At 43.5% G+C, this 25,559-nt stretch carries 24 protein-coding genes; 5 read left to right on the forward strand and 19 right to left on the reverse strand.

From position 1 onward, the window contains the following. Positions 1 to 10: 10 nt before the first annotated feature. The 16 genes from L1D31_RS11040 to L1D31_RS11115 all read right to left on the reverse strand — a co-directional run bounded on the left by L1D31_RS11040 (position 11) and on the right by L1D31_RS11115 (position 17,771). Positions 11 to 211 (reverse strand): hypothetical protein, encoded by a 201-nt coding sequence (locus L1D31_RS11040; RefSeq protein ID WP_239837376.1) that lies wholly within the window; start codon positions 209 to 211, stop codon positions 11 to 13. Between the two features lie 7 nt (positions 212 to 218). Continuing rightward, positions 219 to 365 carry a hypothetical protein gene (locus tag L1D31_RS11045; RefSeq protein ID WP_239837185.1) on the reverse strand — a complete coding sequence of 49 codons (147 nt, stop codon included), beginning with the start codon at positions 363 to 365 and terminating at the stop codon, positions 219 to 221. Between the two features lie 380 nt (positions 366 to 745). Beyond that, a complete protein-coding gene (locus L1D31_RS11050) occupies positions 746 to 958 on the reverse strand; it encodes a cold-shock protein (RefSeq protein WP_239837186.1) in 213 nt (70 codons plus the stop codon). A gap of 323 nt (positions 959 to 1,281) precedes the next feature. Further along, on the reverse strand, positions 1,282 to 1,902 hold the full coding sequence (locus tag L1D31_RS11055; RefSeq protein ID WP_239837187.1) for a DUF1629 domain-containing protein: 621 nt from the start codon (positions 1,900 to 1,902) through the stop codon (positions 1,282 to 1,284). An 80-nt stretch (positions 1,903 to 1,982) separates the two neighbouring features. Then, the gene (locus tag L1D31_RS11060; RefSeq protein WP_239837188.1) at positions 1,983 to 2,555 is read right to left on the reverse strand and encodes a DUF1629 domain-containing protein; all 573 of its coding nucleotides are present in this window, start codon (positions 2,553 to 2,555) and stop codon (positions 1,983 to 1,985) included. A gap of 220 nt (positions 2,556 to 2,775) precedes the next feature. Beyond that, positions 2,776 to 3,402: a DUF1629 domain-containing protein gene (locus L1D31_RS11065; RefSeq protein ID WP_239837189.1), complete on the reverse strand. Its 627-nt coding sequence runs from the start codon at positions 3,400 to 3,402 to the stop codon at positions 2,776 to 2,778. 56 nt (positions 3,403 to 3,458) lie between these two features. Beyond that, positions 3,459 to 4,079 (reverse strand): DUF1629 domain-containing protein, encoded by a 621-nt coding sequence (locus L1D31_RS11070; protein ID WP_239837190.1) that lies wholly within the window; start codon positions 4,077 to 4,079, stop codon positions 3,459 to 3,461. 1 nt (position 4,080) lies between these two features. Next, entirely contained in the window at positions 4,081 to 4,701 is a 621-nt protein-coding gene (locus L1D31_RS11075) for an AHH domain-containing protein (RefSeq protein ID WP_239837191.1), read from the reverse strand. Positions 4,702 to 4,709: 8 nt separating this feature from the next. Continuing rightward, positions 4,710 to 7,484, reverse strand: a complete 2,775-nt coding sequence (locus tag L1D31_RS11080) for a DUF4150 domain-containing protein (protein WP_239837192.1) — start codon at positions 7,482 to 7,484, stop codon at positions 4,710 to 4,712. Positions 7,485 to 7,513: 29 nt separating this feature from the next. After that, entirely contained in the window at positions 7,514 to 7,972 is a 459-nt protein-coding gene (locus L1D31_RS11085) for a hypothetical protein (RefSeq protein ID WP_239837193.1), read from the reverse strand. A gap of 308 nt (positions 7,973 to 8,280) precedes the next feature. Beyond that, positions 8,281 to 9,531, reverse strand: coding sequence for a HAMP domain-containing sensor histidine kinase (locus tag L1D31_RS11090; RefSeq protein WP_239837194.1), 1,251 nt, complete (start codon positions 9,529 to 9,531; stop codon positions 8,281 to 8,283). Next, a complete protein-coding gene (locus tag L1D31_RS11095) occupies positions 9,528 to 10,211 on the reverse strand; it encodes a response regulator transcription factor (RefSeq protein ID WP_239837195.1) in 684 nt (227 codons plus the stop codon). The genes L1D31_RS11090 and L1D31_RS11095 overlap by 4 nt, the downstream gene beginning before the upstream one ends. A 40-nt stretch (positions 10,212 to 10,251) precedes the next feature. Beyond that, positions 10,252 to 13,413 carry an efflux RND transporter permease subunit gene (locus tag L1D31_RS11100; RefSeq protein ID WP_239837196.1) on the reverse strand — a complete coding sequence of 1,054 codons (3,162 nt, stop codon included), beginning with the start codon at positions 13,411 to 13,413 and terminating at the stop codon, positions 10,252 to 10,254. A 1-nt stretch (position 13,414) separates the two neighbouring features. Further along, positions 13,415 to 14,599: an efflux RND transporter periplasmic adaptor subunit gene (locus L1D31_RS11105; protein ID WP_239837197.1), complete on the reverse strand. Its 1,185-nt coding sequence runs from the start codon at positions 14,597 to 14,599 to the stop codon at positions 13,415 to 13,417. Then, positions 14,596 to 15,987, reverse strand: a complete 1,392-nt coding sequence (locus tag L1D31_RS11110) for a TolC family protein (RefSeq protein ID WP_239837198.1) — start codon at positions 15,985 to 15,987, stop codon at positions 14,596 to 14,598. The genes L1D31_RS11105 and L1D31_RS11110 overlap by 4 nt, the downstream gene beginning before the upstream one ends. A gap of 203 nt (positions 15,988 to 16,190) precedes the next feature. Next, a complete protein-coding gene (locus L1D31_RS11115) occupies positions 16,191 to 17,771 on the reverse strand; it encodes an ATP-binding cassette domain-containing protein (RefSeq protein WP_239837199.1) in 1,581 nt (526 codons plus the stop codon). A gap of 481 nt (positions 17,772 to 18,252) precedes the next feature. Between L1D31_RS11115 and L1D31_RS11120 the strand changes: the two genes are divergently transcribed. Further along, a complete protein-coding gene (locus L1D31_RS11120) occupies positions 18,253 to 18,723 on the forward strand; it encodes a GNAT family N-acetyltransferase (protein ID WP_239837200.1) in 471 nt (156 codons plus the stop codon). Positions 18,724 to 18,811: 88 nt separating this feature from the next. Further along, positions 18,812 to 19,360, forward strand: coding sequence for a VOC family protein (locus tag L1D31_RS11125; protein ID WP_239837201.1), 549 nt, complete (start codon positions 18,812 to 18,814; stop codon positions 19,358 to 19,360). Between the two features lie 92 nt (positions 19,361 to 19,452). On the opposite strand, the gene L1D31_RS11130 is transcribed toward L1D31_RS11125, so the two are convergent. Both L1D31_RS11130 and L1D31_RS11135 read right to left on the reverse strand, forming a co-directional pair. Continuing rightward, on the reverse strand, positions 19,453 to 19,995 hold the full coding sequence (locus L1D31_RS11130) for an outer membrane beta-barrel protein (RefSeq protein ID WP_239837202.1): 543 nt from the start codon (positions 19,993 to 19,995) through the stop codon (positions 19,453 to 19,455). A gap of 115 nt (positions 19,996 to 20,110) precedes the next feature. Then, the gene (locus tag L1D31_RS11135; protein ID WP_239837203.1) at positions 20,111 to 20,650 is read right to left on the reverse strand and encodes a TetR/AcrR family transcriptional regulator; all 540 of its coding nucleotides are present in this window, start codon (positions 20,648 to 20,650) and stop codon (positions 20,111 to 20,113) included. A gap of 112 nt (positions 20,651 to 20,762) precedes the next feature. Between L1D31_RS11135 and L1D31_RS11140 the strand changes: the two genes are divergently transcribed. Next, positions 20,763 to 20,963 (forward strand): hypothetical protein, encoded by a 201-nt coding sequence (locus L1D31_RS11140; RefSeq protein WP_239837204.1) that lies wholly within the window; start codon positions 20,763 to 20,765, stop codon positions 20,961 to 20,963. 368 nt (positions 20,964 to 21,331) lie between these two features. Further along, complete coding sequence (gene dld / locus L1D31_RS11145) at positions 21,332 to 23,041, forward strand: D-lactate dehydrogenase (RefSeq protein WP_239837205.1); 1,710 nt, start codon at positions 21,332 to 21,334, stop codon at positions 23,039 to 23,041. 88 nt (positions 23,042 to 23,129) lie between these two features. On the opposite strand, the gene L1D31_RS11150 is transcribed toward dld, so the two are convergent. Further along, positions 23,130 to 24,086: a LysR family transcriptional regulator gene (locus tag L1D31_RS11150; RefSeq protein WP_239837206.1), complete on the reverse strand. Its 957-nt coding sequence runs from the start codon at positions 24,084 to 24,086 to the stop codon at positions 23,130 to 23,132. Between the two features lie 104 nt (positions 24,087 to 24,190). Here L1D31_RS11150 and L1D31_RS11155 point away from each other — a divergent pair, with 104 nt between their 5' ends. Beyond that, positions 24,191 to 25,531, forward strand: coding sequence for an MATE family efflux transporter (locus L1D31_RS11155; protein WP_239837207.1), 1,341 nt, complete (start codon positions 24,191 to 24,193; stop codon positions 25,529 to 25,531). Positions 25,532 to 25,559: the final 28 nt, after the last annotated feature.

Here is a 25,559-nt window from a genome sequence, read left to right on the forward strand (position 1 = left end):
TAAGAAGCTTCTAATTTGCGTTGATGAAACGTTCAGCACTTGCGAACAAAGTCTCACACTTTTTTTTCTGTTTAATATGCTCAGGGCTGCCTTCAGCCATAGAATCAAGCACTTCTTTCGCTTTATTATATTCGGCTACCATGAGAGAAAATCGCTCTTCGAAGTTACTTTTGCGAAGTTTCTTACTTGATTTTTTTAAAGGTTTTTTCATTTTCATCTCACAGTTCCCATAGCTTTTTTTGTTCTCGTTCTAATAAAATATTCTCAATCTTTTTTCTAACTGTGTGAATATTTTCTTTACGATCACCATTGGCATCGCTTTCTAAATTTTCTGTTTTCGATTTTCGACCACTTGCTTTTTTCACAGCCTAATCTCCTTTGCCTGATGAAAGATAAAAGTGTCCCAAGACCATACCTTGTGAACTTTTTATTTCCCCAGTATTTTCGAATTCACAGAATGTGAAATTCAAGTCAAGGCAGTGAGTATGTACTCTCGGGAGGATATGACGCCTTAAAACGTCGCTATTGAGTTGGTTTATGGTCGATGACCAAGAGTCTTTGTTGTGATTAAGGTAATATTTAATTTGGTACAATTAACTTTTCTCTTTAGGTATTCTCTGCTCACGCAATACGTAATACCAATATGTTTTTCGATTACTTCTTCTATTCATTTCACTCCTTAATAAGTGATTAAAGGGAGAGATCTCGCCATAACTAGGAAGCTAGCAAGATCTCACCAAAATTCTTACAGTACTGTAACGTTAGCTGCTTGTGGGCCTTTGCCGCCCTGCTCTACGTTAAAAGATACTTTTTGGCCTTCAGCTAAAGTTTTAAAGCCATCACTAGCAATAGATCTAAAGTGAACAAATAGATCAGCACTTCCATTATCAGGTGTGATAAATCCGAAGCCTTTTGTTTCGTTAAACCATTTTACTGCGCCAGTTGTTTTATTTGACATGTATATCTCGATAGATTGAGTTGAAAATAGAGCTACTAAATAAGGAATGAAGAAAAAGGTATCGCAGGATAGATATGACGAGTCAAATCGAAAAAAACTGAGAAGATCTTGAACTAAATAAGTTATCAATAGCTCACTGTTTTGAGCTGGTAGCCACTATACACTGTATGAGCACAATAGATACCTATTTATTTGATTATTTTTAATATCTTTAAAAATCAACAAGTTAAAAATAATCACAATCTACTTAAAACGATGATATCTTCTATCGACTCATGTCTGTATCTCGGCCACTATTGCATGGCGGCCGAGATGCACACTTATTAAGACTCTACAAACTTCTTTCCCATGATCCAATCCGATACTTTTATAAAGTTAAGCGTATCGACGTTGTGCTTCTTAAACACTTTCACTACTTTCTCATGCATCATAATATGAGGGGTACTGCTGAATTTAGGCATAAAAACCAAGCGTTCTTCTTCTGGTATCGCTTCTAATTTTTCATCACTCAAACAGTATTGTTGAATTTTTTGCCCCTCTCTATTGGGATTTCTTTTCCTAATGGCACACCTATCCATATCCAACACATCCATTTTTTCAAATACGTTGAATACCCAGTAATCGTCATGGCTCTTACCATGATCATCCACAATCACTGCGGGATAAGTTTGACAATATTCATTATCAATATTGCCAAGTGACTGCTTAATAGCATCGGAAAACACAGGATAGGTTGAATCTAAGTGTACCTGTTTAATTGGCCTTGAAACCCCTTTCGCCAAATCTTCATCGCGATAGCAATTTTCAAAAAACATTGGCTCACCACCACTTAGCTTAGTGTATTCATAGTCCCTCATGGATGAATGTTTTTGAGGTTTTAGATACAAAGTATTTTCATCATAATCTTTAAAAACAATATAGTATTGATCGTTAAATCGACTCATTTTCCTACCTTAGACGTCTGACTTGATACCTGATCGTTTTGGTATTCCACGATAAACGAATCAACAAAATACCATGCCCTTTAGTATTCATCTCCAAGTTGATAACTTTCAATGGAATAAAATTTGAGATAAGGAATTTTTTTCTCCAGCTTCCTCTTGATGGTTTTATGTACAACTATTGGAGCTAAGTCATCTCCCCCCATCTTGAAGACCAATCTCTCTGATTCCCAAATTTCATCAAGAATAACGTGATTTAGGCTGTATTTTATAACATGTGGTTCATCATCAGGATCATCATGCTCATAAACTGAGCGATTTCTATCCCAACAATCAAGAGATTCATATATATTAATTAAAAAGTAATTATCTTTGGTGTTGTTTATTATTGCCGGATACAGTTTTCCGCCATAAATGCCGTCATCAAAAACCTCTTTTAGATCTTCAGATATAATAAAGCTAGGTGTGCAGAATAACATTTCTACATCAGCATCTAACTTTTGACCATTCTTGGTGCTAAATCTTAACGCCGGCTCTCCATAGACGAGTTCACGGTAATGAAACCTGCGAAGATCGGTAGAATCAGAAGGTATTACTGAATATCCTTCAACATTATAATCTGGACTCATAATGTAGTATTCATGATCGTATTTCATTTTACGTCCCAACTTCTAAAGAACATACGTCAGATGGTTAAATGTCTATTAAATGCTGAATAGTCTTAGCCCGATATTTAATAATGTTGCAATAGAACCCATCAACGACAAAAGGTGGGAGCGGTAACTCCCTTCCTCATTGGGTTAGACATATATTTAATACTCTGAAGCATCTCATATCATGCTCAACAATATTAGTTGTCTTTGGGGTCACGAATTTTTAATGTTGGTCCCCATACTCAAATTCACTGACTTTAAAGAATTTGATGCCTTTAACATCGTATTTTTTAAAAATATCGACTACTTTTTGATGAAAGAAGATTTTTCCTCTTGATGTATTTCCGATCTGAAAAATTAAACGTTCGTTTTCTGGAATAGCATCCAGCACATCTTCTCGAAGTCGGTAATTATCCATATCTGGTTTAATAGAAAACCCATCAATGTCCTTACTTCCATCACTTGGCATATAGAATTGACTTCTCTTTAGATCGATACAATCTAAGTCATCAAAAGTATTCAGTGCCCAAACGCCTTCAACAGCATTATTTTGTTCATCTTGAATGATCGCAGGAATAAACTGACTGCCGTAAAGGCCAGCTTCAAGCAGCTCTTTAAGTTTGTTTGTGACCACAAAGTTCGGTACGCTAAATGCTATAGTGTAATCTTGCTGCAAATAATCCAAATTATCATTATCAGAGACAAAAGTAAGTGGCTTTATACCAAAACTCAACTTTTCAAACTTCCAATGAGTGCTTGCCGTATATGAGGTTGGTGTGAGGTCATTGTCATAGTCCTCAAATTCATAATCCGGAAATATAATATAATAGGATTCATCATAAATATTCACAGTATTACCTTGTCTTAACCTATAATAAATAACTTATTTAGGATTTGAGTGAAACTCTAAACAAATTCCATTCCAAAACGATATTGACTAACTTTGAAAAATTTTACTCCTTTGATATTATTATTGGAGAAAATATCAACAATTCGTTTATGAACAAATATATTTGTAACGTCAGTATTATCCATTACAAAAATCAGCCTGTCATTCTCAGGTATTTCATCTAGAACTTCATGAGAAAGATGAAATGATTTAATAGAAGGCAGAACATCTATTCCTTGCAAGGACTTAGCCCCTCCAGGGTATATGGCAATTGATTGATTTCGGTCCCAACAATCCAAAGGTTTAAAGACATTCAGCGCCCATACATCCTCTCTGATTCCTTTATCTTCACCTTTTACAATGGCAGGATAAAATTTAGAACCGTATAAGCCTTCTTCTAACTCAACCTTTAACTTGTCCGTAACAACAATACTGCCTATTGGGAAAAATATCTCATAATCACCACTAGCAAAGCTCAAATCAGATGTTTCGGTTGTAAAGATTAAAGGTTTTTGTCCAAAATCAAGCTCTTCTGAGTCATAGTTTCGCTTTGCTGAAGAGTCATCAGGTTCAATGTCATATTCTTCATAGTCTGGATTTGCAAACAATAAATAGTAATCTTCATTGTAATCTTTCATTTTATCTACCGACTTCTAACTTATATGGGACTTGCTTAAAACTACTAAACTTTGCATGATCTACATTTCTATTGCAAACTCTTGATTCACCTATACTATATTTTGCAAACAAAGCGGGACCTGAGGTTTCTCCACCACAGCCAGGTTCATTTTTCTCAAATGCTTTGTAAGCTTTTGTTAAAGGTATTTCAAAGTCACTAATTTTTGATAACACAGAACGACTATACAGGCTAATATACCTTCGAACTGTTCTCTCATTACCAGTAGCACAATTATCTTCTAACTTTTTAGTTGCATTCCTCAACATATTCGCAATGTGCTTATGGTAGGATTTAGGATGGTCATCATCACTATCATTATTGTCTACAAAACCAGGGTGATTACCTCGATGAACCTGAACCCTTAAATAACAGGCTGCATCCATTTCATTAGGCAGAGCTACTAAATTCTCTTTAACGTTAATATCGTACCCATAACTAATTAACTCTTTGTCTTTTTTTGATTTGATAAAGCCCTGTTGCGACAACAAATGATGCACTTGCATTTTTATCCCATGATTAATTGGGTGATTAGGATCTTTTTTAGCCGGTTCCAGTACAACTTCTCTATATCCTTTAGCCATAGTGAACTCTATATATACTCTAACTCACCCCGTTTATAACGAGGCGTTTTATGTTGGTTGGAATGACAAAGCCTACAGCTTGCATCTCGTTTAACCGCTTTCTTTTTCGCAGTCATGGTTGTAACGGGCTTGCCTTTAAATTTCCCAAGTGGGCGTTTAACCAGTTTTTCCGCTAGTTCCTGATAATCAGACAGTACATCAATCAAGCTTTCCACTGCCTTAATAAATGAATCCAATGCTTTAGCCGCATTTCTTATTCCCTTGACCTTCTTAGCACCTCCCGCAAAACGGGCTACCAGTGTCGCAATACGAGCCGCTGCTCCTGTGCCTAACGTACAAATGGCCAGCACAACGGTGAGAATCAGTTCAAGAATCAAATATGTGCCCGCTTTACCGCCGTAGTAGAAATAGAAGTTAGGTGGAATAGCCTCAAGCATTAAAGACAGATAAGTCACATAGGTCAGAATCGTGTCGTGATCTTCTATGATTGCCATTGCGTTAGGGAACTGCTCGTGGCTCTTTATTTCCTGTGCCCAATCAGGGTCAAGCTCCATCAACACCGTGTCAACAAAGGTTTCGACCGCATCGACATCACCATTAGAGATTTTCTGTGGCAGCTCTAGAATCGTCTGTCGATGCTTAGCAATACACTCTAGCTTTCGCACCACATCTTGACTTTCCGCGTACAGCTTACTCACATCTTCAATCGCTTCATCGACAGATTCAAAAACACTATCTTGGAATGAGTCAAACTCTCTTCCTAATGTTTCCAATACCCAAGTCGGATTTTTCAGTTGCCCCTTCTCGTTAAGCATTGCCTTGGTGATGGAATTGAACTTATCGACTGAATAAATCGCCAATTTATCGACAGCAGAAGAAGATAAATCTGAAATAGTGTCCGCAGCATCTCCCCAAAAACTAGGTGACAACATATCAACAATATCAGCGCCCCAAGCTTGTGCACCGTCAATCACACCATCACCTAAAGTCCAGTAACCCTCTTCATCCCATTGTTGTTGGAACCCTTTCATGTCCTCAACAAGTGCGTTGTATGTACCATCAAGTGTTGCCTCAACGCTGTCTTGGATATTGACTATTTGCTCCTCAATACCTGGCTCACCAACGAACTCTGCAGTCACGATATCTGTGTTAGGCTTTAATGTGTCAAATACCGCTACACCACCTTCAACTTGGTTTGTTTCTACAGCCAAATCTATGGTTTCAGATTCCGTGCTATTCAAAGGTAAAGCATTAAGTGACGCGTTCTCTTCATGCACCACCGAGTTAGCGGTTATTTTGAGGTTTTGAGCATAGATAGGTGTCTGCCACCGATCGGAATATATTGCACGGACCTTGACCCATTTCTGCTCCTCTAAATCTATCTTCGGTATCGCATTCACCACCACTTCAATCGTTCCTGCTTCGGCAGAATAAACATGGTCAGGCGCTTGAATGACCGAGACACCCGACACATCACTCATAAGTTGGCCAGCTTTTTTCTCCATACGCTTGAAAGCTTGGCCGAGGTTATCGGACAGCTTTTTAGCATAGGTATCAATGGTACTAACATGCTTTTCATAGATATCAGAAGACAAGTAAACGTAATTCAACCGACTAGCTTCAGACTTCAGAGACTCAACACGCCCCTTTATCTTACTAAGTAGACCTTCAAGTTCAGAGTTGAGTGTTTTCTTAGCCTTATCCCAAGGGTAGCTATTGATGAAAGCCTGTGGATTGCCCTTACCACGAGCGCGCATGTAAGCCAGCATACGGTCTGCGGTTTCATGTTTGGGTAAACGAAATAAGACAGAGAGGATTTCCCCTTCTTCCATCACCATTGGTAGGCCATTCGTCAGTACACAATCAAAGCTGGTATCAGAGAGACTCTCAATCCCCGCTATCAACGATTCTGCCAATACGCTGAACTGAAAATCAGGGTGTCTAAATTCAAAGTGGGCTTTCGTTTCGGCTTTCACAATATCGGCAAAATACCGGTCAGCTGTGAGGCTAGGCCCCATGGTTCCCCAGCCTTCTACTGGCGGGGCAATACGGTTCGGGTGCCAGAAGGTTTGCTGTCCCTGAGCAGACCTATCAAAAAAGTCATAGTCATTGTAATCCGGCAAATAGTGCGGGTTGGTGATACGAACAGGCGTCGTAACAAACTCATCCGTACTTTCTTTAGCCAGAATTTTGATTTGACCAGGCTTTAAGCCTGATACTTTGCTTTTGCCAGAGTCGTCAAAATGACCGGGAGACAGAGAACCACCAGAGACATCGGTAATATCAAAGTCTGCATTTTTTAGTAGCGTTCCATCCGGGTACCTTGCCTTAACGTAGACGGTATAAGTCCCTTCTTCATCTTCACTCACGGTAACCGATGGGTTTTGCACTCCACCAAGGCACATAGTGTTAGCCTTGTTCATCGTCATTTGGTCAGAAAGTCTTGCGACACCTTTCCCTTCGATGACCACATTCGGTGATGCGGATATAAATTCCGCCTCAGATTCTATCGTACCCGATGCCACACCTTTTTTGTCCCCTCCGGCATCACCCGTACTTTTAGCAAATTTACTGCCCTTTAAAGCAATGCTGTTACCACCGTCCGCTGTGACTGTCGTGGTACCTTCGACTAAATCCGCTGACTTAGCGTTGTTACCATATGGAATAGGCACAACTGAAGGGCCTACAGTTGTAAGGCACACATCAGGCAAAGTGGCGTTAGCCTCCCCACCCGAGCCTTTATGGACGATACTGAGACCATTCGCATTGATAGTGACTGACATATCTACTCCTAGTTATCTCTTATCTACAGTCAGTTCAACGTGACTTTTGAGCCTTTAATCTTATGAACTTTTTCAGCATGACTCGAAATGTATGTCGCCTTAGTCGTAATACGACCATCATTACCACTGAACTTCGTTGTGACGTTACCAGATCCAATCGTGACTTCTTCTGTGCCTTCTAGAACTACACGTTCGGCTTTGATCACCAGCTCTTTTCGCTCTGCTAATGAGAGATAAATATCCGTCAGGATGGGGACATCAAGGTCATCGCCAACAAATTCAATCCGACAATCAAGTTGATTATCGATTGCCAAATGAATCTCTGAGCGCGTAAAGCCTCTGCCCAAAGCCGCCCAAACAGGCTGCCCGTAATTATTCCCAAAGAAGTCGATTTTGACTCGGTGGCTTTCTGGGTGTACTTCTTTTACCCAGCCAATACGAGCATCCTGCTTTAACGTTGAAGAATCAGTAAAAGGTTCCAGCATCATTGAAAGATCGCATGATTATATTAGAACCTATTATTCTACCGATACGAGATTCGATCACGTAATGTCAAAAAAGAAAGACTTTTATTTATATGCAAGGAAAATAACAACACAAACCACTCATAACACCCACCGAAACCACCATAAAGAAAGTTAAGACCGTCATTTTGACCAATCCCAGTCTTTAAAGACGAACCAAATTATGTGATGTAAATCTCATTATTTTTGTCGAGTCATACTTACTCAGACACATCAGACGATGAATCGTTACCAGTGCACATGTTGGTACGGATTCAAAGGGGTGGTTGACATCAGAGAGATGTGAAGTGTACTTCAACACGTCGGCCATACTCGATGGCACTATTCTCATAGTACCACCCGTATTGGCTGATCAGCCGTTCGGTCAATTCTAACCCCAAGCCGAAACCCAACTCTTCTTCTCTTTCACCATGGGAAAGATTGCGGTTCGTGATAACCAGACGACTTTCGGCTTGTTCAATAGACACTTCGCCTTGATAGGTATGCTGAAACGCGTTACGAACGAGATTAGTGATCACAATTCGACATAGCCCAAGTGGTAATGAATGCTTCGTCTCACCTACATTGAGGCTAACTTTGACCGCTTTTCCTTGCAGTAAGTATTCGAGTTCATGATCGATCTGAGTAATGAGATCACCAATCACGAGATCACTGAATGGCAATGTCTTGTCTTCTTGTCGGTTGAGCCACAATAGCGTTTCAGTCAAATCTGTCATTGTGTACCCTGCACGCTCAATACGTTCCAACACTTCAAGCTGCTTGTCCTCATCCAACTTCTTAAGGATCATCTTTTTCAGTAGCTCTGAATTGGTACGAGTAACAGCTATCGGCGTTCTTAGTTCATGGCTAGCATAACCCAAAAAGCGCTGCTCTCGTTCAAGGCCTTCCTGTACACAGCTCAAACTGGATCTGATGATTTCTGCCAATGTGTTGAGCTCACTGTAGTCAAACCCCGGAATTGGCTGGCTGAGCTTTTCTTTGTCCAAGGATTTCGCCCAGTCTTTAAGCTCCTCTACGGGAGTTGAAACACTGCGAATAAAGGCAATAAGTATCAAAGAAAACGCTAAGATTGCAGCGATGGCAACAAACACGATGTAGATAAACTGAGGCATTTCACCCGGAGAAAATTCATTATCGAGAAACAACACCGACGCGTACCTGACGTCTCCTTTGTGCTCCATTTTCATTGCGAAATAGCCCGCTTTAGGCGACTCAATAAGAGGGACTCCGACAACTTTTTTAAGTACTTCATTGAGAACCAGTTCGTTTGGATTCAGGTTGTCTTGAATTGGCTGAGGTAAGTCTTGCCATCGTCTTGCCACTGTCAGGTCATTGATTTTCACTGGAGTGTTATCCGTCAATTCAACTTGGTACGCCTGCGTTCGCATGAACCCTGTCATAGCCATATCCAAACCTGAAAAGAAGTAACTTACCGCAACACCAGACATCGCTATAATCGTCAACGACCCTGTCAGTAGCATGGCAAACAAAAAATAAAGCCTCAGGCTACGTCTTATTTTCATTGAGAAGTCTCTTGTTTCAATGCAAAGCCACGTCCTGTGATCGTATGAATCAATTTGGTTTCAAAACGGCTATCGACGGCTTTTCTCAGATTAAACATGTGCACCTTTAGGCTATTACTGTCTGGTTGTTCATCCCCCCACACACTCTGCATCAATTTTTCACGAGAGATAGTATTGGGACTCGCCCTAACCAAAGTTTCAAGTAACTTGAAGCCGATTGGAGAGAGCTTTAATGGCTCACTAGAACGGGTTGCGGTCTGAGTCTGTAGGTCAACTTCGAGATCGGAAACAGAAAGCTTAGTGACTTGCCCACTCCGACGACGAGACAATACCTGTGCACGCACAATCAGCTCTTCCATAGCAAATGGCTTCACCAAATAGTCATCTGCTCCTTTCGAAAAGCCCGTTAACTTGTCATCAAGGGTATCTTTTGCCGTCAACATCAGAACAGGCACGTCACCCCCTTGCTCTCTGAGCCTTGCACACACTTCCAGGCCATTCATTTTTGGCAAGTTCAAATCTAGAATCACCGTGTCGTACTGGCCTTGTTGAATCAGGTTTAATCCGGACAAGCCATTTGCAGCGTGGTCACACTGAATGTCTTCCAGAGCGAGGTAGTCAACAATCGCCTTAGCTAAATCCAGATCATCTTCGACCAGTAACAGCTGCAAGTTTTCCATGACTACCTCTTACTCTATGAAACTACTATTAATTTAGACGTTAAACGCTTTGAGCGAGCTTTTTCTCACCCAACACCGCTGCCTTCACTTTGTGAAGACCATTATGAATATCACATTGGATCAGTAGAAGTGATGGGGTCAGCACCAATGTAATCATTGTCGCGAACAAAATACCGTAACCTAACGCAGCAGCAGCTGGAATTAGGAACTGTGCTTGCATCGAGGTTTCACTCAGCAATGGTGCCAAACCAGCAAAGGTCGTGACTGAAGTCAGCAACACTGCTCTGAGTCGGCTGCTGCATGACTCAACAATCGCTTCATTCACCGGAGCGTTATACTTCCGCGTTAGTTCATTGAAGCGTGATACCAGCAATAAGCTGTCATTGACCACGACACCACTCAAGGCAAGGATACCATTTAGCGACAGGATACTGATCGTCAGATCATTCAGCCAGTGACCTAAGATTGCTCCAACTATACCAAACGGAATCGCTACCATAATGATGAGCGGTTGAACGTAAGACTTTAATGGTATCGCCAGCAACGCAAAGATCACTATCAACGCCATAATGAAGGTCGATTGCATTGAATCTGTCGACTCTTGCTGCTGCTCCGCTTCCCCAGTAAAGTCAATTTTTAGTGTTGGATATTCTGATTTTAGCTGTGGAACCAGTGTTTTCTCCAACTGGGCCACCAGCTCATTAGACGACACCACATCTTTATCCACCACCGCGGTCAAATAAACCGCACGTAAGTTGTCAATACGCGTAATTTCCGCTTGCTGATAATCAGAATAAACATTCGCGACCGACAACATTGGCACTACTTTTCCATCTGGAGTGCGGACACTCGATTGCTGAATATCCGCCAGCGTTTGGCGAACACCTTCTGGATAGCGAACTCGAACTTTGACTTCATCTTTCCCACGCTGAAAGCGCTGAACAATGTCACCACCGAAGGATTGTAATACCTGTTTCGCGAGACTCGAGGTATTCATCCCTAGCGCACGCCCCTGCTCGGTCAGCTCAAAACGGTATTGCGGCTCACCGAGATCCAAGTTGTCATCAATACCGCTCACACCCGGTGTCTGTTCCAGAGCCTGTTTAAATGTATTACCTGCCTGGGTTAGGATCGTGTCGTCGCTAGCTTTGAGCTCTACTTTAAAGTTATCGACCATTTCCATTGAAGAGAGCACTTTAAGCTTCTTCATCCCTTCCATCTGCCCGGACATCTGCAACCACAATTCAGCAAACTCACCTGAGCTGTAAGTCGCATCCGTAGAAAGTTCTACTTGGACGGTTCCAGTGCGGTCTTCATCAGCAATCACCTGAAGGCTAGTAATATAAGATGTATTCTGATCGTTGCTCTCGCTACTCGCTCTCAACTGCTGATCAGCCTTAAGCGCATTGGCTTCCAATTCAAGAAGATTTGTTTGAGTCTGACCAAAGCTGGAATCGTTGTACATGCTGATTTCAGCACTGACCGTATCGCCTGCAATCTCAGGGAAGAAAGCGATTCTCACCGCTCCAGTTAATGGCATGCCAATCACCAAAATAAACAGAGCGATAAAGGCCATGACCACAGCATAACGGAACTTTAACGCCTGCTTAATCACCTGTTTGTACACTTTATGATTGAACCACTCCAACCCGTTGTCCGCGCCTTGTTGAATGCGGTTCCAGATGCCTTTCTTATCACTTCGATCGGTATTCATATGGGCAAGATGCGACGGAAGAATAAACTTGGATTCAACCAACGATAGTAGCAAACAGATGGTAACCACAGTGGCAAACTGAGCGTAAATCTGGCCCATTTTTCCATCAACCGCTGCAATTGAAAGAAACGCCACGACGGTTGTCAGCACGCCAAACACGGTCGGCGCCGCCACCTTTAATGTTCCGACAATCGTGCTATTGAGTGAGTCTCCCTCTTTCCGTCGCGTCGAATAAATACTTTCCCCGACGACCACGGCGTCATCAACGACAATTCCCAGTGCCATGATAAAGCCAAACGTGGTCATCTCATTGATGGTTAAGCCAACAAAAGAGTCGGTCATAAAGAACAATGTGCCGAAAAATACGAACGGTAAGCTCGCTGCAACCCAAAATGCGACACGAATGTTCAAAAACAGCGCCAGTACGATAAACACCAGAGCAATACCTGTGAGGGCATTTTTGGCCAGAAGAGACAATCGCTCTTTGATCAGCGTACTTTTGTCATACCAAGTCTCAACGCTGACGTTGTCAGGCAACAGGTTACTGCTACGCCACTGTTCTACCACTTGTTTGGCTTGCTCTACGATTTGCACAACATCGCTGTACTCATCCATGACAATCTGAATGCCCATCGAGTTGCTTTGGTTGTATCGTGACAGGCTGAAAGTGTCTTCCTCAAAGGTATCCGTGACACGGGCAATATCGCCTAGCGTAATTTGGCTGCCGTCGGAATAGGTGAGAACAGGGATCGCTTTAAAGTCTTCAATCTCGTAAGCCTGCTCAGAGACCTTAAGACGGACTGTTTTCTCATCATTACGCAAACTGGTTGAAATACTAGTAGATGATTCGGCATTAATTGCATCAGATACATCTGTGAGCGTTAAACCATAGGCTTGCAATTGACTCTCATTGACCTCGACCGAAATCATAGGATCAATTTCCGCTTTAATCTCCAGATCACGAATGGCGCTTTCTGCTAGCAAATCGGCTTTAAGCTGCTCCGCCAAATCCTGCAATGTAGCACGGTCCGCGTCGCCATAAAGTTGAACCCATAAAGCGTGGTCCTGCATCCGAGCCTTATCAATCACAGGGTTGTCGGCTTCCGCTGGCAAATTGTTGATGGCATCTACTTTGGTCTTCACGTCAGTCAGCAAAGCATCGAGACTATAGTTGGTCTCTTTTTCGATGGAAACATGGCTACCCGATGCGCTGGAAGTCGACGTAATGCGCTTTATGCCGGCGACCGTTTCCAGAGCTTCTTCAATCTTTATCGATATCCCCTCTTCTGCCTGGATAGGATCGCCACTGTCATAGTTGACAGACACAGTCACAATGTCCGGCTCTAAACTTGGGAAGGCTTCCTTGCGTAATGAATTGACCGAAAATAAGCCGACGATAATCACCCCTAACATGAGCAGGTTAGCGGCAACCGGATTTTGCGCGAACCAAGCGATCATGCCCTTTGACGTTTTGGTTTGGTGCTCCATATTACCCCTCCTCCGTTGGCGTGACTTTCATACCTGGCTTGAAATTACTCAGCGGTCTGACAACCACTTGAGCCCTTTCTTCAGCCAAGCTCGGAGTGACATACACTTTGCCATCACGACCAAACAGCTTGCTGACGTTCGATTTGTGCAGCAAACCTTGCTCATCTACCGTCCAGATTTCACCCTGCTGAGATATCGCTGACGCTGGCACTTCCCAAAGACCATTAACTTCAGCTCCACTCAGTGTTGCTTTTACGAAGGTACCCGGATACAGAGGTGAGTCTGCTTCGAGAGGTTTATCTACAACCACAACCAGTGAGCGCTGGCGCGTGTCCTGAGTCACGTGTTGGAACTTTCTCTCAACCTGACCAAGCCATTGGTGAACACCACTACTGTCAGTCAATGTCACCTGCCAGTCCCCCATGTCGCTTGAGGTTGGCAGATTTGCCCATTGCTGCTCTGACAACGGCACTTCCACTTCAACACGTTCAACGCTGTATAGAGTGGCGACTGCGCCGCCCGCACTCAAATAGCTCCCCGGCTGAACATCTCTGCTCACGACTAGCACCGTAAAAGGCGCACGTATTACCGTGTCTTTTAGGTCTTTTTCTGCTTTGTTTAACGCCTGCTTTGCATTGGCTAATTTTGCTTCAGCGCTGGCGAGTTGAGGCTCTCTAAGGACCAGTGGTGAGTTCGGCTCGCCACTCAGACCTGAACGTTGCCATTCCGATTTAGCCTGCTCTCCTTCTCGCTGCTCTTCCAACAACTCAAGCTCAGCCGTTGCAACATCAGATTTGGCCTGAGCTAACGCCTGCTGATATGACGTATCATCCAGCTTTGCCAGTATCGTACCTTTAGTGACTACTTTTCCTGTCTCAAAATCATCAGATAGGGTGGTAACTCGCCCACTGATCTCACTGGCATAGTTAAGTTGGTAGCGAGATCGAGTTTCACCATAACCCACAACCTGAGCCTGATAGCTGGCACTGGTTGTCATCTGCACTGCAACTTGCTGGAGGTTTAAGCTTTCTTTCACCAATGGCTGCTGCAAAGTTTCCATTGCTTGTTGCTCAGACTGGCTATTTTCACTCGCTTGAGCCATATAGCTACTGTTATAGCCAATGGCGGCAAAGATGCTTCCGGCAGCAACAAGTGTCGCCGCTAGAGTGATGGCATTTTTTTTCATGATGATACTCCCAAGCCCAGAGCTAGGCCTAAATCGATTCGGTTAAATAAACGTTGATAAGTAACGTTAACCAGTTGAGCTTCGGTGTCGTAGGTCTGCTGCTGAACGGTCAGTAAATCAAAGATGTCGACCAGACCTTTTCGATATTTCTCTTCGTAACTGACAAAGCTACGCTTCGAACTTGTGAAGGCTTGATTAAGATGCAATTGCTGCTTTTCAAGCGAATACTCCTGCCCAACAGCGTTTTCCACTTCATTGATCGCCGTCAGCAAGGTTTCCTGATAAGCCCAATAGCTTTGCTCCGTGGTGAGTTGAGCAATTTCGGCCTGAGATTTAAGCTTTCCACCCTGAAATAGTGGCGCCGATAGTTTTCCGAGTAAGCTCCACAGTGGATCTGTTAGCAAGGCTTCGCTGGGTGACTGGGCAATATCCGTTAAACTTGCCGTCAAACTGAACGATGGCAGCATAGCTTTGTAAGCAGCGTCGGTACGAAGGGCTTCAGCTTCGATATTGTAGAAAGCTTGTTGTAGATCTGATCGGCCTGCCATATTCTGCTGGGCAAGAGAGTCGAGAGGGTTGACGACTTGTGGAAACGTCATCGCTACCTCTGGCTGCTGCAACTCGGATTGCCATTGCCCGGTTAACAGTTGGAGGCTGCGTCTGCTCTGTTCTAGATTTTCTTCATACTCAGCGACAGTTGAGCGCGTCGACGCCGTGCTGGTTTTCGCGTTATCTAAGTCTTCCAGACTGCCTAGTCCCACTTGATAACGCTCTAAAACCAACACCTCGTTATTTTCCAACACATCCAACCTTCTCAGCTCAATATCAAGTAGTTGCTGGTTGACGCTAATTTCTAACCAATTACGCATGATATTAGCCGCCAACAAATCTTTTGCTGATTGCAAACTTGCCTGAGAGGCCGCAACATCTTTTCGTGCTGCTTCGCTGCTATCTGACAGTTTTTGCCACAGATCTAGCTCCCAGCTCACGGTCACTTCGCCGGTATAGCTGTCGTCGGTATCTTCTTTGGATTGACCTGTAAAGCTGGCATTCGCCGTAGGCAGCTGGCCTGCCACCGTGATTCCTTGCTGGGCATAAGCAATTTTCAGTGCAATCACGCTTTGTTGCAGACTGGGCCTATGAGCAAACGCGGCTTGCAAGTATTGATCAAGCTCAGGGATAGAGATCAAATCCGTCAGTTGAGTCGGTTGGCTGATGTCGTCAGCCTCAAGTGAAAGTTGTCGCTCGGCTACCACCTGCCCCAGCAATTGTTCTACAGACTGGGCTCTATTCAGCTCAGCCTGTCTGACAAAGTCTGCACTAGTTCCCGACACACAACCCATAACGCCTACTAGCGTCAGTGCAAGAATAGAATATCGCAATGTCATCGTTGTTATCTCCCACTAATCTGCAAGCAAGGTAACAAACGAAGGGGTTAAGGTAGGGTTAAGAGCAACTCTATATGCGTATTAAACGTGAGAAAATACTCAGGCTCCTGTGATAAGGCTTCAGGCTATACACGACAGAGTACACTTACCACTTCAGAGCGCTATGTGTCAGAGGTTTTTAGGGGCATGTTGCCCCTGTTTCCTTAAACGGCCTTTATATTCAATATGTTGTTGATTCCGGTTTCATCGACAAAATCTTGATCATGACTGACCAAAATAAAAGGCCCTGAGTACTCAGCTAACGCTTCAGCCAAAAGTTGCTTTGAGTCAATGTCTAGATGGTTGTCAGGTTCATCAAGCAATAGTAACGGTGAACTGGGTTGATGACTCACCATCAATATCGCCAGCTTCATTTTCTCTCCACCACTTAGCATAGAAACCGTTTTAAAGACGCTGTCTTTACGAAAACCAATTCCAGCCAGCACAATCCGAGCTTCACGCTCTGATAAATTAGGACAAAATTGACACAGCGTAGCTAGCACACTGAGCTTCTCGCTCAACAAACTAAAATGTTGATCAAGATAGACAGTTTTTGTTTTGCGTTTCAATCCTTGGTGAAGATTTCCCGTGGGAGAGTTCAGCGCTTTTAATAGCGTCGATTTACCGCAACCATTAATACCTGATAGATGTATACGGTCTGTCTTCCCTATCCTTAAGCTAACAGGCTGCCAACGACGTGTATCTACGCAGAAGTCAGTGATGGAAGCCAGATTAGCTCGTGTTTCCTTGTGAGGTTGAGCCAGATAAAAGCTCTGTTTTTTCACTTCTTCTTGCTGTTTTTTTAAGGTCTCCAGCTTGTGCTGGTTGCGCTTCAACTGGTTGTTTTGATTGGTAATAGCAGCAGAGCGAGTGGCTTGCGCGCTATCCTTCATTGCATCCATAAGAATTTTGGGTTGGCTCCCTGACTTTCTGGTACGATTGCCCATCGCCTCTCGCTGCTGGGCTTTTTCGGCATTGAGCTGGTTCTGACGCTCAATCTTCTTCTTTTCTGATTTGAGGTTGTCAATCTTGCTGCTTAAAGCCTGTTTCTCTACGTTATATTGGCGCTGGAATTCATCATAACCACCTCGATAGCTTTTCAAACCTAATGATGAGAGGTGGCAGATAACATCAGCACAGCGTAGTAACGCTCTATCATGACTGACCAATAGAATCTTACCGGGGAATGCTTTGAGTTTATTTATCAACCACTGTTTTCCTTGGGTATCGAGATGATTGCTTGGCTCATCAAGCAACAAAATATCCGGACTTTGCTCAAACAAATAATAGAGCTGAAGCTTAGCCAATTGCCCTCCACTTAGGTGGCAACAGAAGTCATCCAATGACAGCGCAATGCTCAAATGAGCCATAAGCTCTATTGCTCGCTGCTCTACCTCCCAGTCATCGCTAAGGCGGTCAAAGTCCTCCTGACGGGTGCTTCCTTGTTCTATAGCCCTCAGAGCCTGACGTTTGTCATCGATACCAAGGTATTGCGCAATGGTCATATCACTGACTAACAACTCTGAAGGTAACTGCGAGTACGTAGCAACCCTCCCTTGACGTTCGACATTACCAGCGTCAGGCAAGCAGTCCCCCGTGAAGATGGAAAGCAACACCGACTTACCACTACCATTTTTTCCAGTTAGGCCAGTAATACGATGATTTAACGATAAATTGATCGAACGGAATAACCATTCACCCGTTTCAAGCTGATGTGAAATTTGAGATGCAATTAATGCAGGCATATCGCCTCCTTTTTAATTCAAAAGGGGTCGCCATTGTGCGGTGATATGGCCGAGCGTATAAAATGCCGAGATGATCCAGATAAACTGGCAAGAACCATCATTGGTGGATTTTAGAAATGTACTAAGATTGCGGCAACGCCCACTAACCCCGAGTGTCCAAAGTGTTGTTTATATTGGATGTCAGGAAGTTAGTTGTTCATTTAGGCGTTAGCTCCTAGAGAAGTGATGTGCAGATTATAACCAGCTTTATTTAAAAGTTGCAATATCGCACAGGAGATAATAGCAAGAAAAGATAACCACTCGAACTGTTTCGCCACAATGGCTAGACAGTAAGGCCTAACACGCCTTAACTCTCAGATTTTGAGGCTTAGACTCAAGGTATCTATTAGTGAATATTTATCATGTTATATTGCTCACAAAGCATACTTAATAGATAAGTGACGCAGACTCGAAATTCAAATGTTGGCTATTAGGATAAACAATGAGTATAACGTTCAGAGATGCAAAAATTTGTGATACGAAGGCAATCAGTGAGTTGATTTTACCTTTAGCAAAAAAGTATGTTTGTCCAACGTGTGATCCCTCAGTACAAGGTGTTTTGCTCAAATCCATGTCAGAAGAAAAGGTAGAGCATTATCTTTCGACAAATTATCACTACGTCGTTGCGGTGACTGCAAATGATGAAGTCATTGGCGTAGCAGGGATTAGAGACAACTCACATCTGTATCATCTATTCGTAAACGATCGCTTTCAGGGCCATGGACTTTCTCGTCAATTGTGGGAAGTGGTTAAGGAAAATGCGCTAAATAACGGCAACAAGGGGATATTTACAGTCAATTCAGCGATAAATGCGGAATGCGTATATTTACGTTTTGATTTTAAGCGCACTAAAGGTATCAGAAATCGCCAAGGTATGATTGATATTCCAATGATGTTAGAGGCTAGTTGCTAACAAATAGGTGGATATGCTCTTATTGCTTTTGTTACTCGAAATGAAAACATGATCTCAACACGGCTGTATAAGGATGAAACTATAAATTATGGATGAAACAGTCTTTCCAAATATTCAGTTAAGTCATATTGAAATATATGTCAAAGATATAGTAAAGATGGAAGACTTTTATACGAGGAAGTTAGGTTTTGTTGTCACTGACAGAGGCGAAGGGGAAAATGGTCTGGTTTTTATGAGTCGCAGTCCTGAAGAACACCACCAGATTGTACTCAGTCCCATACACTCGTCTAGGCTTGATGAAAGCCCAATTGATCATATTTCTTTTAGAGTGAAAAGTATTGGTGATCTAAAGCTTTTCAATTCATCATTAAGGTCAGTTTCTGGCATCAATTTGCAAACTGTATCTCACGGCACCACTTGGTCTATATATTTTCGTGATCCTGAAAACAATAGATTTGAAATTTTCACAGATACACCATGGCATGTAAATCAGCCATGTAAGTTCCCTATTAATCTAGAATTATCTGATCAAGAGTTAATTGAATTTACAGAGAATGAGGTTAGAACCATGCACGGTTTTTGTCCAAAAAGCGATTGGAAAATCGCTCATAAAAAGAGTTTAGGCGAATTTGCTTAACCAAGACCGTATAAGAAATTCAAAAGCCAACAGAAAGGGAGTAGTAACTTGATGCTATTCCCTTTTGTTTTTTCTATTAAGTTAACCGAAAATCAGAACTTAATATTCATACCAGCAAAGACTACATCGGACTCAAAATCATCAGCCAACACAAACTTCCTATACTCTAGGTTTAGACCAAGGGTACTAAAAAATATCAGCTCAGTACCCACTCCATAGTATGGGTGCAATCCGGTGTGAGAATCCGTTCTTTCCGTCTCGCCGGAAGGCGTATAAGTTTTCTCAACATCGGAATAATTCACGCCTCCAACCGCATAGAGGTTAAGGAAAGAGATAGGAGACACACCCGCTTTCAAACCTGCAAACCCAGTGGAGTATGTCACTTCTTGCTTGGTTGTCCCCAACACGGTAGTAACGATGTTACTGGTCATTCCCTCAACCGCAGCGTAACCAAACTCCGCAGCAAAGTTCGGGTGGAATTGATACGCGTAATCAATCTTGCCCGCAAAACCTGAGTCACTCCAATCGTTAGGACCGTCCGTACCACCTCCTCCAATCCCAAATCCAATTTGGTGATTCCCTGCAAATGCCGTTGAAGACAGTAATAATGGCAATAATAAAAGCGCTTTTTTCATAACTGATTATTAATCATAGACACGAAACAGGAGCGGAAAATAACACAACAACTCAACATGTTGTATATTCTTTTTGTATGACTTTGTCATAATATTGTCTTCGGTTCGCAGCAGCCTATATGTCCTCTGACGCTGTGTTATTTAATATAGAGCGATATTTACACTCTAGCTCTTTCAAGGCAGCTTCTATACTTGGCTCTGGTTTACTCAGGTGAGTAATCAAAGTCATAAAATAGCAGTCTAAAAATAGGGGTACTTTCTCTGCTGGATTGGCAGATAAGTTTGAGTATGCGAACACTGCATCATTGTAAGACTGGTAATAGTCCATATCCCAAATCACCTCTTTAAGCAGAGCTCGACTTAGGTTTATATTGGAAAAATAATAACCATAATAGGTTGCCGCAAACTGCATCCCCGCTTCCAACATGCCATTAACTGGCCTGGAATGCCCTTGTTCAGCAAGTAGAGTAAGCTGATTGAGCATCCCTTCACGTAAGATCGCTAACTTGTTTTCAAAATGACTAAAGACTGTACCATCAGCAACGCCTGCTTGCCTTGCTATCTGGCGAGTAGATGTTTCCTGATACCCCTGCGTTTCAAACAATTCCCATGCAGCGCTAAGAATCCGCTCTTTTGTTTGTTCTCTCTTACCCATGCTTTTTTCATCCCAAATATCGCTGTGAGATCATACCTATACCCAAACGAGTTGACAAATTGAGCGCGCTCACTTAATAATTGAGCATGCTCAATTACTTTTGGAAATCGTAATGAAAGAATCCCTCAAAGAAGTCGTAACTCTGCTATGCAGATGGACAGTATTTATCCCAAGCTTATTTTGTTTCTCTTACATATTAAGGCCGATACTGATGGCAATATTGATACCAGGTGGCCTTTTGTTTCTTGCCATCATTGGAGGTTCAGAGGTAAGAAAAACAATGAAAAAAATGCTATTGTCGTCTTTACCCTAGCGGGTCCTCGATTTGCTATAAAAAGTGGCATTGATGGTTCACTGCCGCTTATTTCTTCTTTATACCTGCCAAGGTCAAATCATTGGGCCAAGTGAGGGTTTGATCACTTACTTTTTACAATTCAACACCTCAAGCTCCTCACTTATTATGTCATTTTTGGAAAAAGACAATAATACTTCTTCCAATAATCGAAGAATAACACTAGCTTAAGTGATTGATATTTGGTGATTAAGCTTCCAAAGCGTGCTTTATTGACCAAGAAAACACACAAGTGTGAATTTCTGCTTCTGGTTAGAATTGAGTTTCGAATTTAAAATATGCAAAACCAGAAAATAACAAGCACGTCACAAAGGAAGCAAAGGGACGCCATGAGTAATCAAGCGCTAGTTCAGACATTCATCGACATTGTCGGCCAAGACCATGTGTTAACCGATAACAAAAAAACCGAATATTACCGCTCAGGCTTCCGCTCGGGTAAAGGCAAAGCACTGGCCGTTTTGTTTCCCGGTTCATTAGTTGAACAGTGGCGTCTGCTTCAGGCCGCAGTAGAAGCGAACTGCATTGTGATCATGCAGGCCGCCAAAACCGGTCTGACCGAAGGGTCTGCACCAAGTGGTGACGATTACGACCGAGAAGTTGTGGTGATCAACATCATGCGTATTAACTCACTGCATTTGATTGAAAACGGCAAACAGATCATCAGTTTACCGGGTGTGAGTCTTCACCAACTTGAGAAGAAGCTTAAGTCCGTTAACCGTGCGCCTCATTCCGTGATTGGTTCTTCTTCAATTGGCGCAACAGTTGTTGGTGGTATTGCCAACAACTCCGGTGGTGCTTTAGTCAAACGCGGCCCTGCGTATACGGAATTAGCGCTGTTTGGCCAGGTCACCAAAGAAGGCAAACTAGAGCTTGTGAATCATTTAGGCATCGAAGGCCTTGGTGAAACACCAGAAGAGATTCTGACCAATGTTGAACAAGGTAACTTTGACCCTTCTAAGATTATCCACAGTGACGCGATGGCATCAGACAAAGAGTACGAAGCTCGCGTTCGTGACGTCGATGCAGAAACCCCTTCCCGTTTTAATGCTGATTCCAGACGCCTGTTTGAAGCCAGTGGTTGTGCAGGTAAGCTGGCAGTGTTTGCAGTCCGTGTCGATACCAACCCTGTCGCTGAAAAAGAGCAGCTTTTCTATATCGGCTGTAGCGATCCAGCAAAGATGACGATGCTGCGCCGTGACATGCTGAGTGACTTTAAACATTTGCCAGAAATGGGCGAATACATGCATCGTGACATTTTCAATCTGGCGGAAACTTACGGTAAAGATGTCTTCCTGTCGATTCATCACCTAGGCACTGACAAATTGCCTAAGTTCTTTGCGCTAAAAGCAAAAGTTGAGTCGATCCTGAAACGCATTCCGTTTGTGTCAAAAGATTTGCCCGATATTACGCTTTACTGGCTCACCAAGCTGTTCCCACAGCACCTTCCTAAGCGCATGCTGGAATTCAGAGATAAGTACGAGCACCATCTGATCCTAAAAATGAGTGATGGTGGTATCGATGAAGCGAAAGAGTACCTGGAGAACGTCTGGTCTAAGCAGGACGGGTGTGAGTACTTTGTTTGTGATGCTGATGAAGGCAAGAAAGCTCTGCTTCATCGCTTTGCGGCTGCGGGTGCTGCGATTCGCTATGAAACCATTCACTCCAATGAAGTGGAAGACATTCTTGCGCTGGATATTGCTCTGCGCCGAAACGACATTGACTGGGTGGAACAGCTACCAGAAGAAATCACCAAAGACTTAGTTATGGGCCTCTACTACGGTCACTTTATGTGTCATGTTTTCCATCAGGATTACATCTTCAGAAAAGGCGCGGATACGAAGAAGATCAAACAGAAAATGCTTGAGCTTTTAACTCAGAAAGGCGCCAAATACCCAGCAGAGCATAACGTAGGCCACCTCTATGAAGCAGAAAAGCAGCTTCAGGAGTTCTACCACTCGTTGGATCCTACTAATACCTTTAATCCGGGTATCGGTAAAATGAGCAAGTACAAACGTAACTGCAGTTGCTGTGGTGGTTAACAGGCTTATTTAAAATAAGACCCACTCTGAGCTTTTTCAGTTCTTAACTCAAAGAGCTCAGAGGCCTTCTCACGATCACTCTGCTACATTACCCCAAAGCTACGTTATTCTGGCTCCAGCCAAATTTGTCGCACAGCATTTTGAGTTGGTTCAGCTCATTTTGAGTCTGTTCAACCAACCAGTTAAGGATTTCGCTGATCATGGGAGAATGATTACGTTGATAACAATAGTATTGCCAGTCGCTATGTTGAAGTGAAAGCTGTTCAGGGCATTTGAGAAACTCACGCTTGAGTTCAGGTAATACCAACAGCAGATCTGTCACTGTCACTCCCTGGCCGGATAGGCAGGCACTTAGCGCTAAATCCAAGCTGAAGAACACGGTATCCCTGCCCTTTTTCGCCCCTTTCAGATCAGCGTTGCTTAACCAGTTTTTCCAATCCTGATGATCAAGGGTGGCATGCAGATGTGGCAACGTCAGAACGTCACTTAACTGAATATGCTGCTTAGAGAGGGATTCAGCGTAAACCGGCGCCATAAACTCATCACGAAGAAAGGTCACATCTGAGCGATTCTGGTATCGCTCACGCTTTCGCGTGTTCACGATCAGCAGATCGCAGTCTTCAGAATCGAGAGGTGGATCTTCTTCAATCGATGGGATGATAACAATCTCGTGCTCAGGGTATCGCTCGTTGAGCATCGCAACCTTAGGCATCAGAATACGCGTGGCGTAACTGAGCGCACTTTTGATCACAATACGCTTCTTATTCGGCACCGCCCACTGAGCAATCAAGCTGTCTAGCGCAACGTAGTTTTTGCGCAGCACTTCATAGAGATCTTTCCCTTGCGTTGTTAACTCAATCGCTCGATGTTTTCGGCTCACTAGAGATGCTTTTAGCTCATCTTCAAGTTGCTTTATCTGACGGCTAACCGCACTTTGGGTAACATTAAGCTCATCAGCCGCTTTGGTAAAGCTCATAAGGCGCGCCACAGATTCAAAGACTTTCAATCCGTTGTGTGAATAAGGGAGACGGTTATAAGGGGACATAATTCACTCGCATGATCTGAACTCATGTAAGAGTGGCATAAATGTCATTTGAAGGCCAGCCAGCAAACTCGTACCTTATTGTGATAACGATCACGAGGCACACAATGAAAAAAATTCTCTCTCTGGCATTTCCACTGATAATTTCGCAGCTCATCGCAATGGCACTGGTTCTGACTGATGTCTGGATGATGTCGCGACTCAGTGTGTCTGCGCTGGCAGCTGGAGGATTGGGGGCGTCCATCTACAGTTTCGTCTTTATTGTGGCGAGCAGCACCGTGGGTTGTGTGGCAAACTTAATTGCGATTGCTTATGGTCAACGTATTGCGAGGCCAGAATACGGCAATCAGCAAATCCGCTTAGCAGTAAAAGGGGCTGTACTACTGACGGTGATCCTGTCTGCGATCTTAACCTTGTGTTTTGCATATGCACCGCAACTACTAGCACTGGCAAAGCAGCCTCAAGAACTGGCTGGCCCAGCTATGGAATACCTGGACGCATTAAAATGGGCCATGCTGCCGTCTCTGATGCTACTGGTACTGCGCGGCTTAACCAGTGCGCTTGGTAATGTTCGCTCGATCATGGTGATGTCATTACTGACCGTTGCGCTCAACGTACCTATCAGCTATTTGCTTGCTTTCCAGCTAGAGCTTGGCTTGGCAGGACTTGGCGCGGGTACCGCTTTAGCGGCGTTCATTGTGATGATGGGCTACGGCTACTGGGTGTTTAAGCGCCCTGAATACAAGCCGTTTGCGCCGTGGAAAAATACAGAAGAATACTCGCTATCATTGCTTAAACCTTTACTGGCGATGGGATTGCCTATTGCACTGGCTGCGCTGCTTGAACACGGCCTGATTTACGGTGGCACTTTGATGGCAGGCACCATCAGTATCGCCGCGCTCGCATTGCACCAAATTCTGCTGCAATGCCTGAGCTTCACCTGGAACATCAACTTTGGTTTCTCGCAAGCCGCAGCAATTTTGGTCGGTCAGGACTACGGTGCGGAAGACTATGATGGTATTAAGCGCACAGCCCAGCGTAGCTTTGGCCTGACGACAGTGATCAGCGTAGTACTGGCAGGGGTTTTCATGTTATGGCCTGAGCTAATCGGTTCCATTTTCAACCTGGATGCTGAGCTTTCAACCCTACTCGTCGCCGTTCTATGGGTAGTCGCGCTCTCTTTCATTGTTGATGCATGGCAACTACTGGCGATTAACCTACTTCGCGGTATGAAGATCGTTGTAGGCCCGACTGTAGTGACTGCTGTTGGCTACTGGCTGTTTGGCCTGCCTGCTGCATGGCTGCTACTGCCAGACTTTGGTTTAGGTGGCATCTGGGGCGGTATCGGTATTGGTCTAGGCGTCACAGGTGTGTTGCTACTTGTTCAGCTTCTGCTGGCGATTAAGAAACAACGCAATACAGATTCTCTTGCCGTAGCCATGGGTTAGTCGGTAGTATCGCTTCGACCATGAGTGA

The organism is Vibrio sp. Isolate23 (assembly GCF_022398095.1).
Lineage (GTDB): Bacteria > Pseudomonadota > Gammaproteobacteria > Enterobacterales > Vibrionaceae > Vibrio > Vibrio coralliilyticus_A.

Coding starts and splice junctions, on each gene's coding strand:
- L1D31_RS11040 (WP_239837376.1), bottom strand. CDS start 211: ATGAAAAAACCTTTAAAAAAATCAAGTAAGAAACTTCGCAAAAGTAAC.
- L1D31_RS11050 (WP_239837186.1), bottom strand. CDS start 958: ATGTCAAATAAAACAACTGGCGCAGTAAAATGGTTTAACGAAACAAAA.
- L1D31_RS11055 (WP_239837187.1), bottom strand. CDS start 1,902: ATGAGTCGATTTAACGATCAATACTATATTGTTTTTAAAGATTATGAT.
- L1D31_RS11060 (WP_239837188.1), bottom strand. CDS start 2,555: ATGAAATACGATCATGAATACTACATTATGAGTCCAGATTATAATGTT.
- L1D31_RS11070 (WP_239837190.1), bottom strand. CDS start 4,079: ATGAAAGATTACAATGAAGATTACTATTTATTGTTTGCAAATCCAGAC.
- L1D31_RS11075 (WP_239837191.1), bottom strand. CDS start 4,701: ATGGCTAAAGGATATAGAGAAGTTGTACTGGAACCGGCTAAAAAAGAT.
- L1D31_RS11080 (WP_239837192.1), bottom strand. CDS start 7,484: ATGTCAGTCACTATCAATGCGAATGGTCTCAGTATCGTCCATAAAGGC.
- L1D31_RS11085 (WP_239837193.1), bottom strand. CDS start 7,972: ATGATGCTGGAACCTTTTACTGATTCTTCAACGTTAAAGCAGGATGCT.
- L1D31_RS11090 (WP_239837194.1), bottom strand. CDS start 9,531: ATGAAAATAAGACGTAGCCTGAGGCTTTATTTTTTGTTTGCCATGCTA.
- L1D31_RS11095 (WP_239837195.1), bottom strand. CDS start 10,211: ATGGAAAACTTGCAGCTGTTACTGGTCGAAGATGATCTGGATTTAGCT.
- L1D31_RS11100 (WP_239837196.1), bottom strand. CDS start 13,413: ATGGAGCACCAAACCAAAACGTCAAAGGGCATGATCGCTTGGTTCGCG.
- L1D31_RS11105 (WP_239837197.1), bottom strand. CDS start 14,599: ATGAAAAAAAATGCCATCACTCTAGCGGCGACACTTGTTGCTGCCGGA.
- L1D31_RS11110 (WP_239837198.1), bottom strand. CDS start 15,987: ATGACATTGCGATATTCTATTCTTGCACTGACGCTAGTAGGCGTTATG.
- L1D31_RS11115 (WP_239837199.1), bottom strand. CDS start 17,771: ATGCCTGCATTAATTGCATCTCAAATTTCACATCAGCTTGAAACGGGT.
- L1D31_RS11120 (WP_239837200.1), top strand. CDS start 18,253: ATGAGTATAACGTTCAGAGATGCAAAAATTTGTGATACGAAGGCAATC.
- L1D31_RS11125 (WP_239837201.1), top strand. CDS start 18,812: ATGGATGAAACAGTCTTTCCAAATATTCAGTTAAGTCATATTGAAATA.
- L1D31_RS11130 (WP_239837202.1), bottom strand. CDS start 19,995: ATGAAAAAAGCGCTTTTATTATTGCCATTATTACTGTCTTCAACGGCA.
- L1D31_RS11135 (WP_239837203.1), bottom strand. CDS start 20,650: ATGGGTAAGAGAGAACAAACAAAAGAGCGGATTCTTAGCGCTGCATGG.
- L1D31_RS11140 (WP_239837204.1), top strand. CDS start 20,763: ATGAAAGAATCCCTCAAAGAAGTCGTAACTCTGCTATGCAGATGGACA.
- dld (WP_239837205.1), top strand. CDS start 21,332: ATGAGTAATCAAGCGCTAGTTCAGACATTCATCGACATTGTCGGCCAA.
- L1D31_RS11150 (WP_239837206.1), bottom strand. CDS start 24,086: ATGTCCCCTTATAACCGTCTCCCTTATTCACACAACGGATTGAAAGTC.
- L1D31_RS11155 (WP_239837207.1), top strand. CDS start 24,191: ATGAAAAAAATTCTCTCTCTGGCATTTCCACTGATAATTTCGCAGCTC.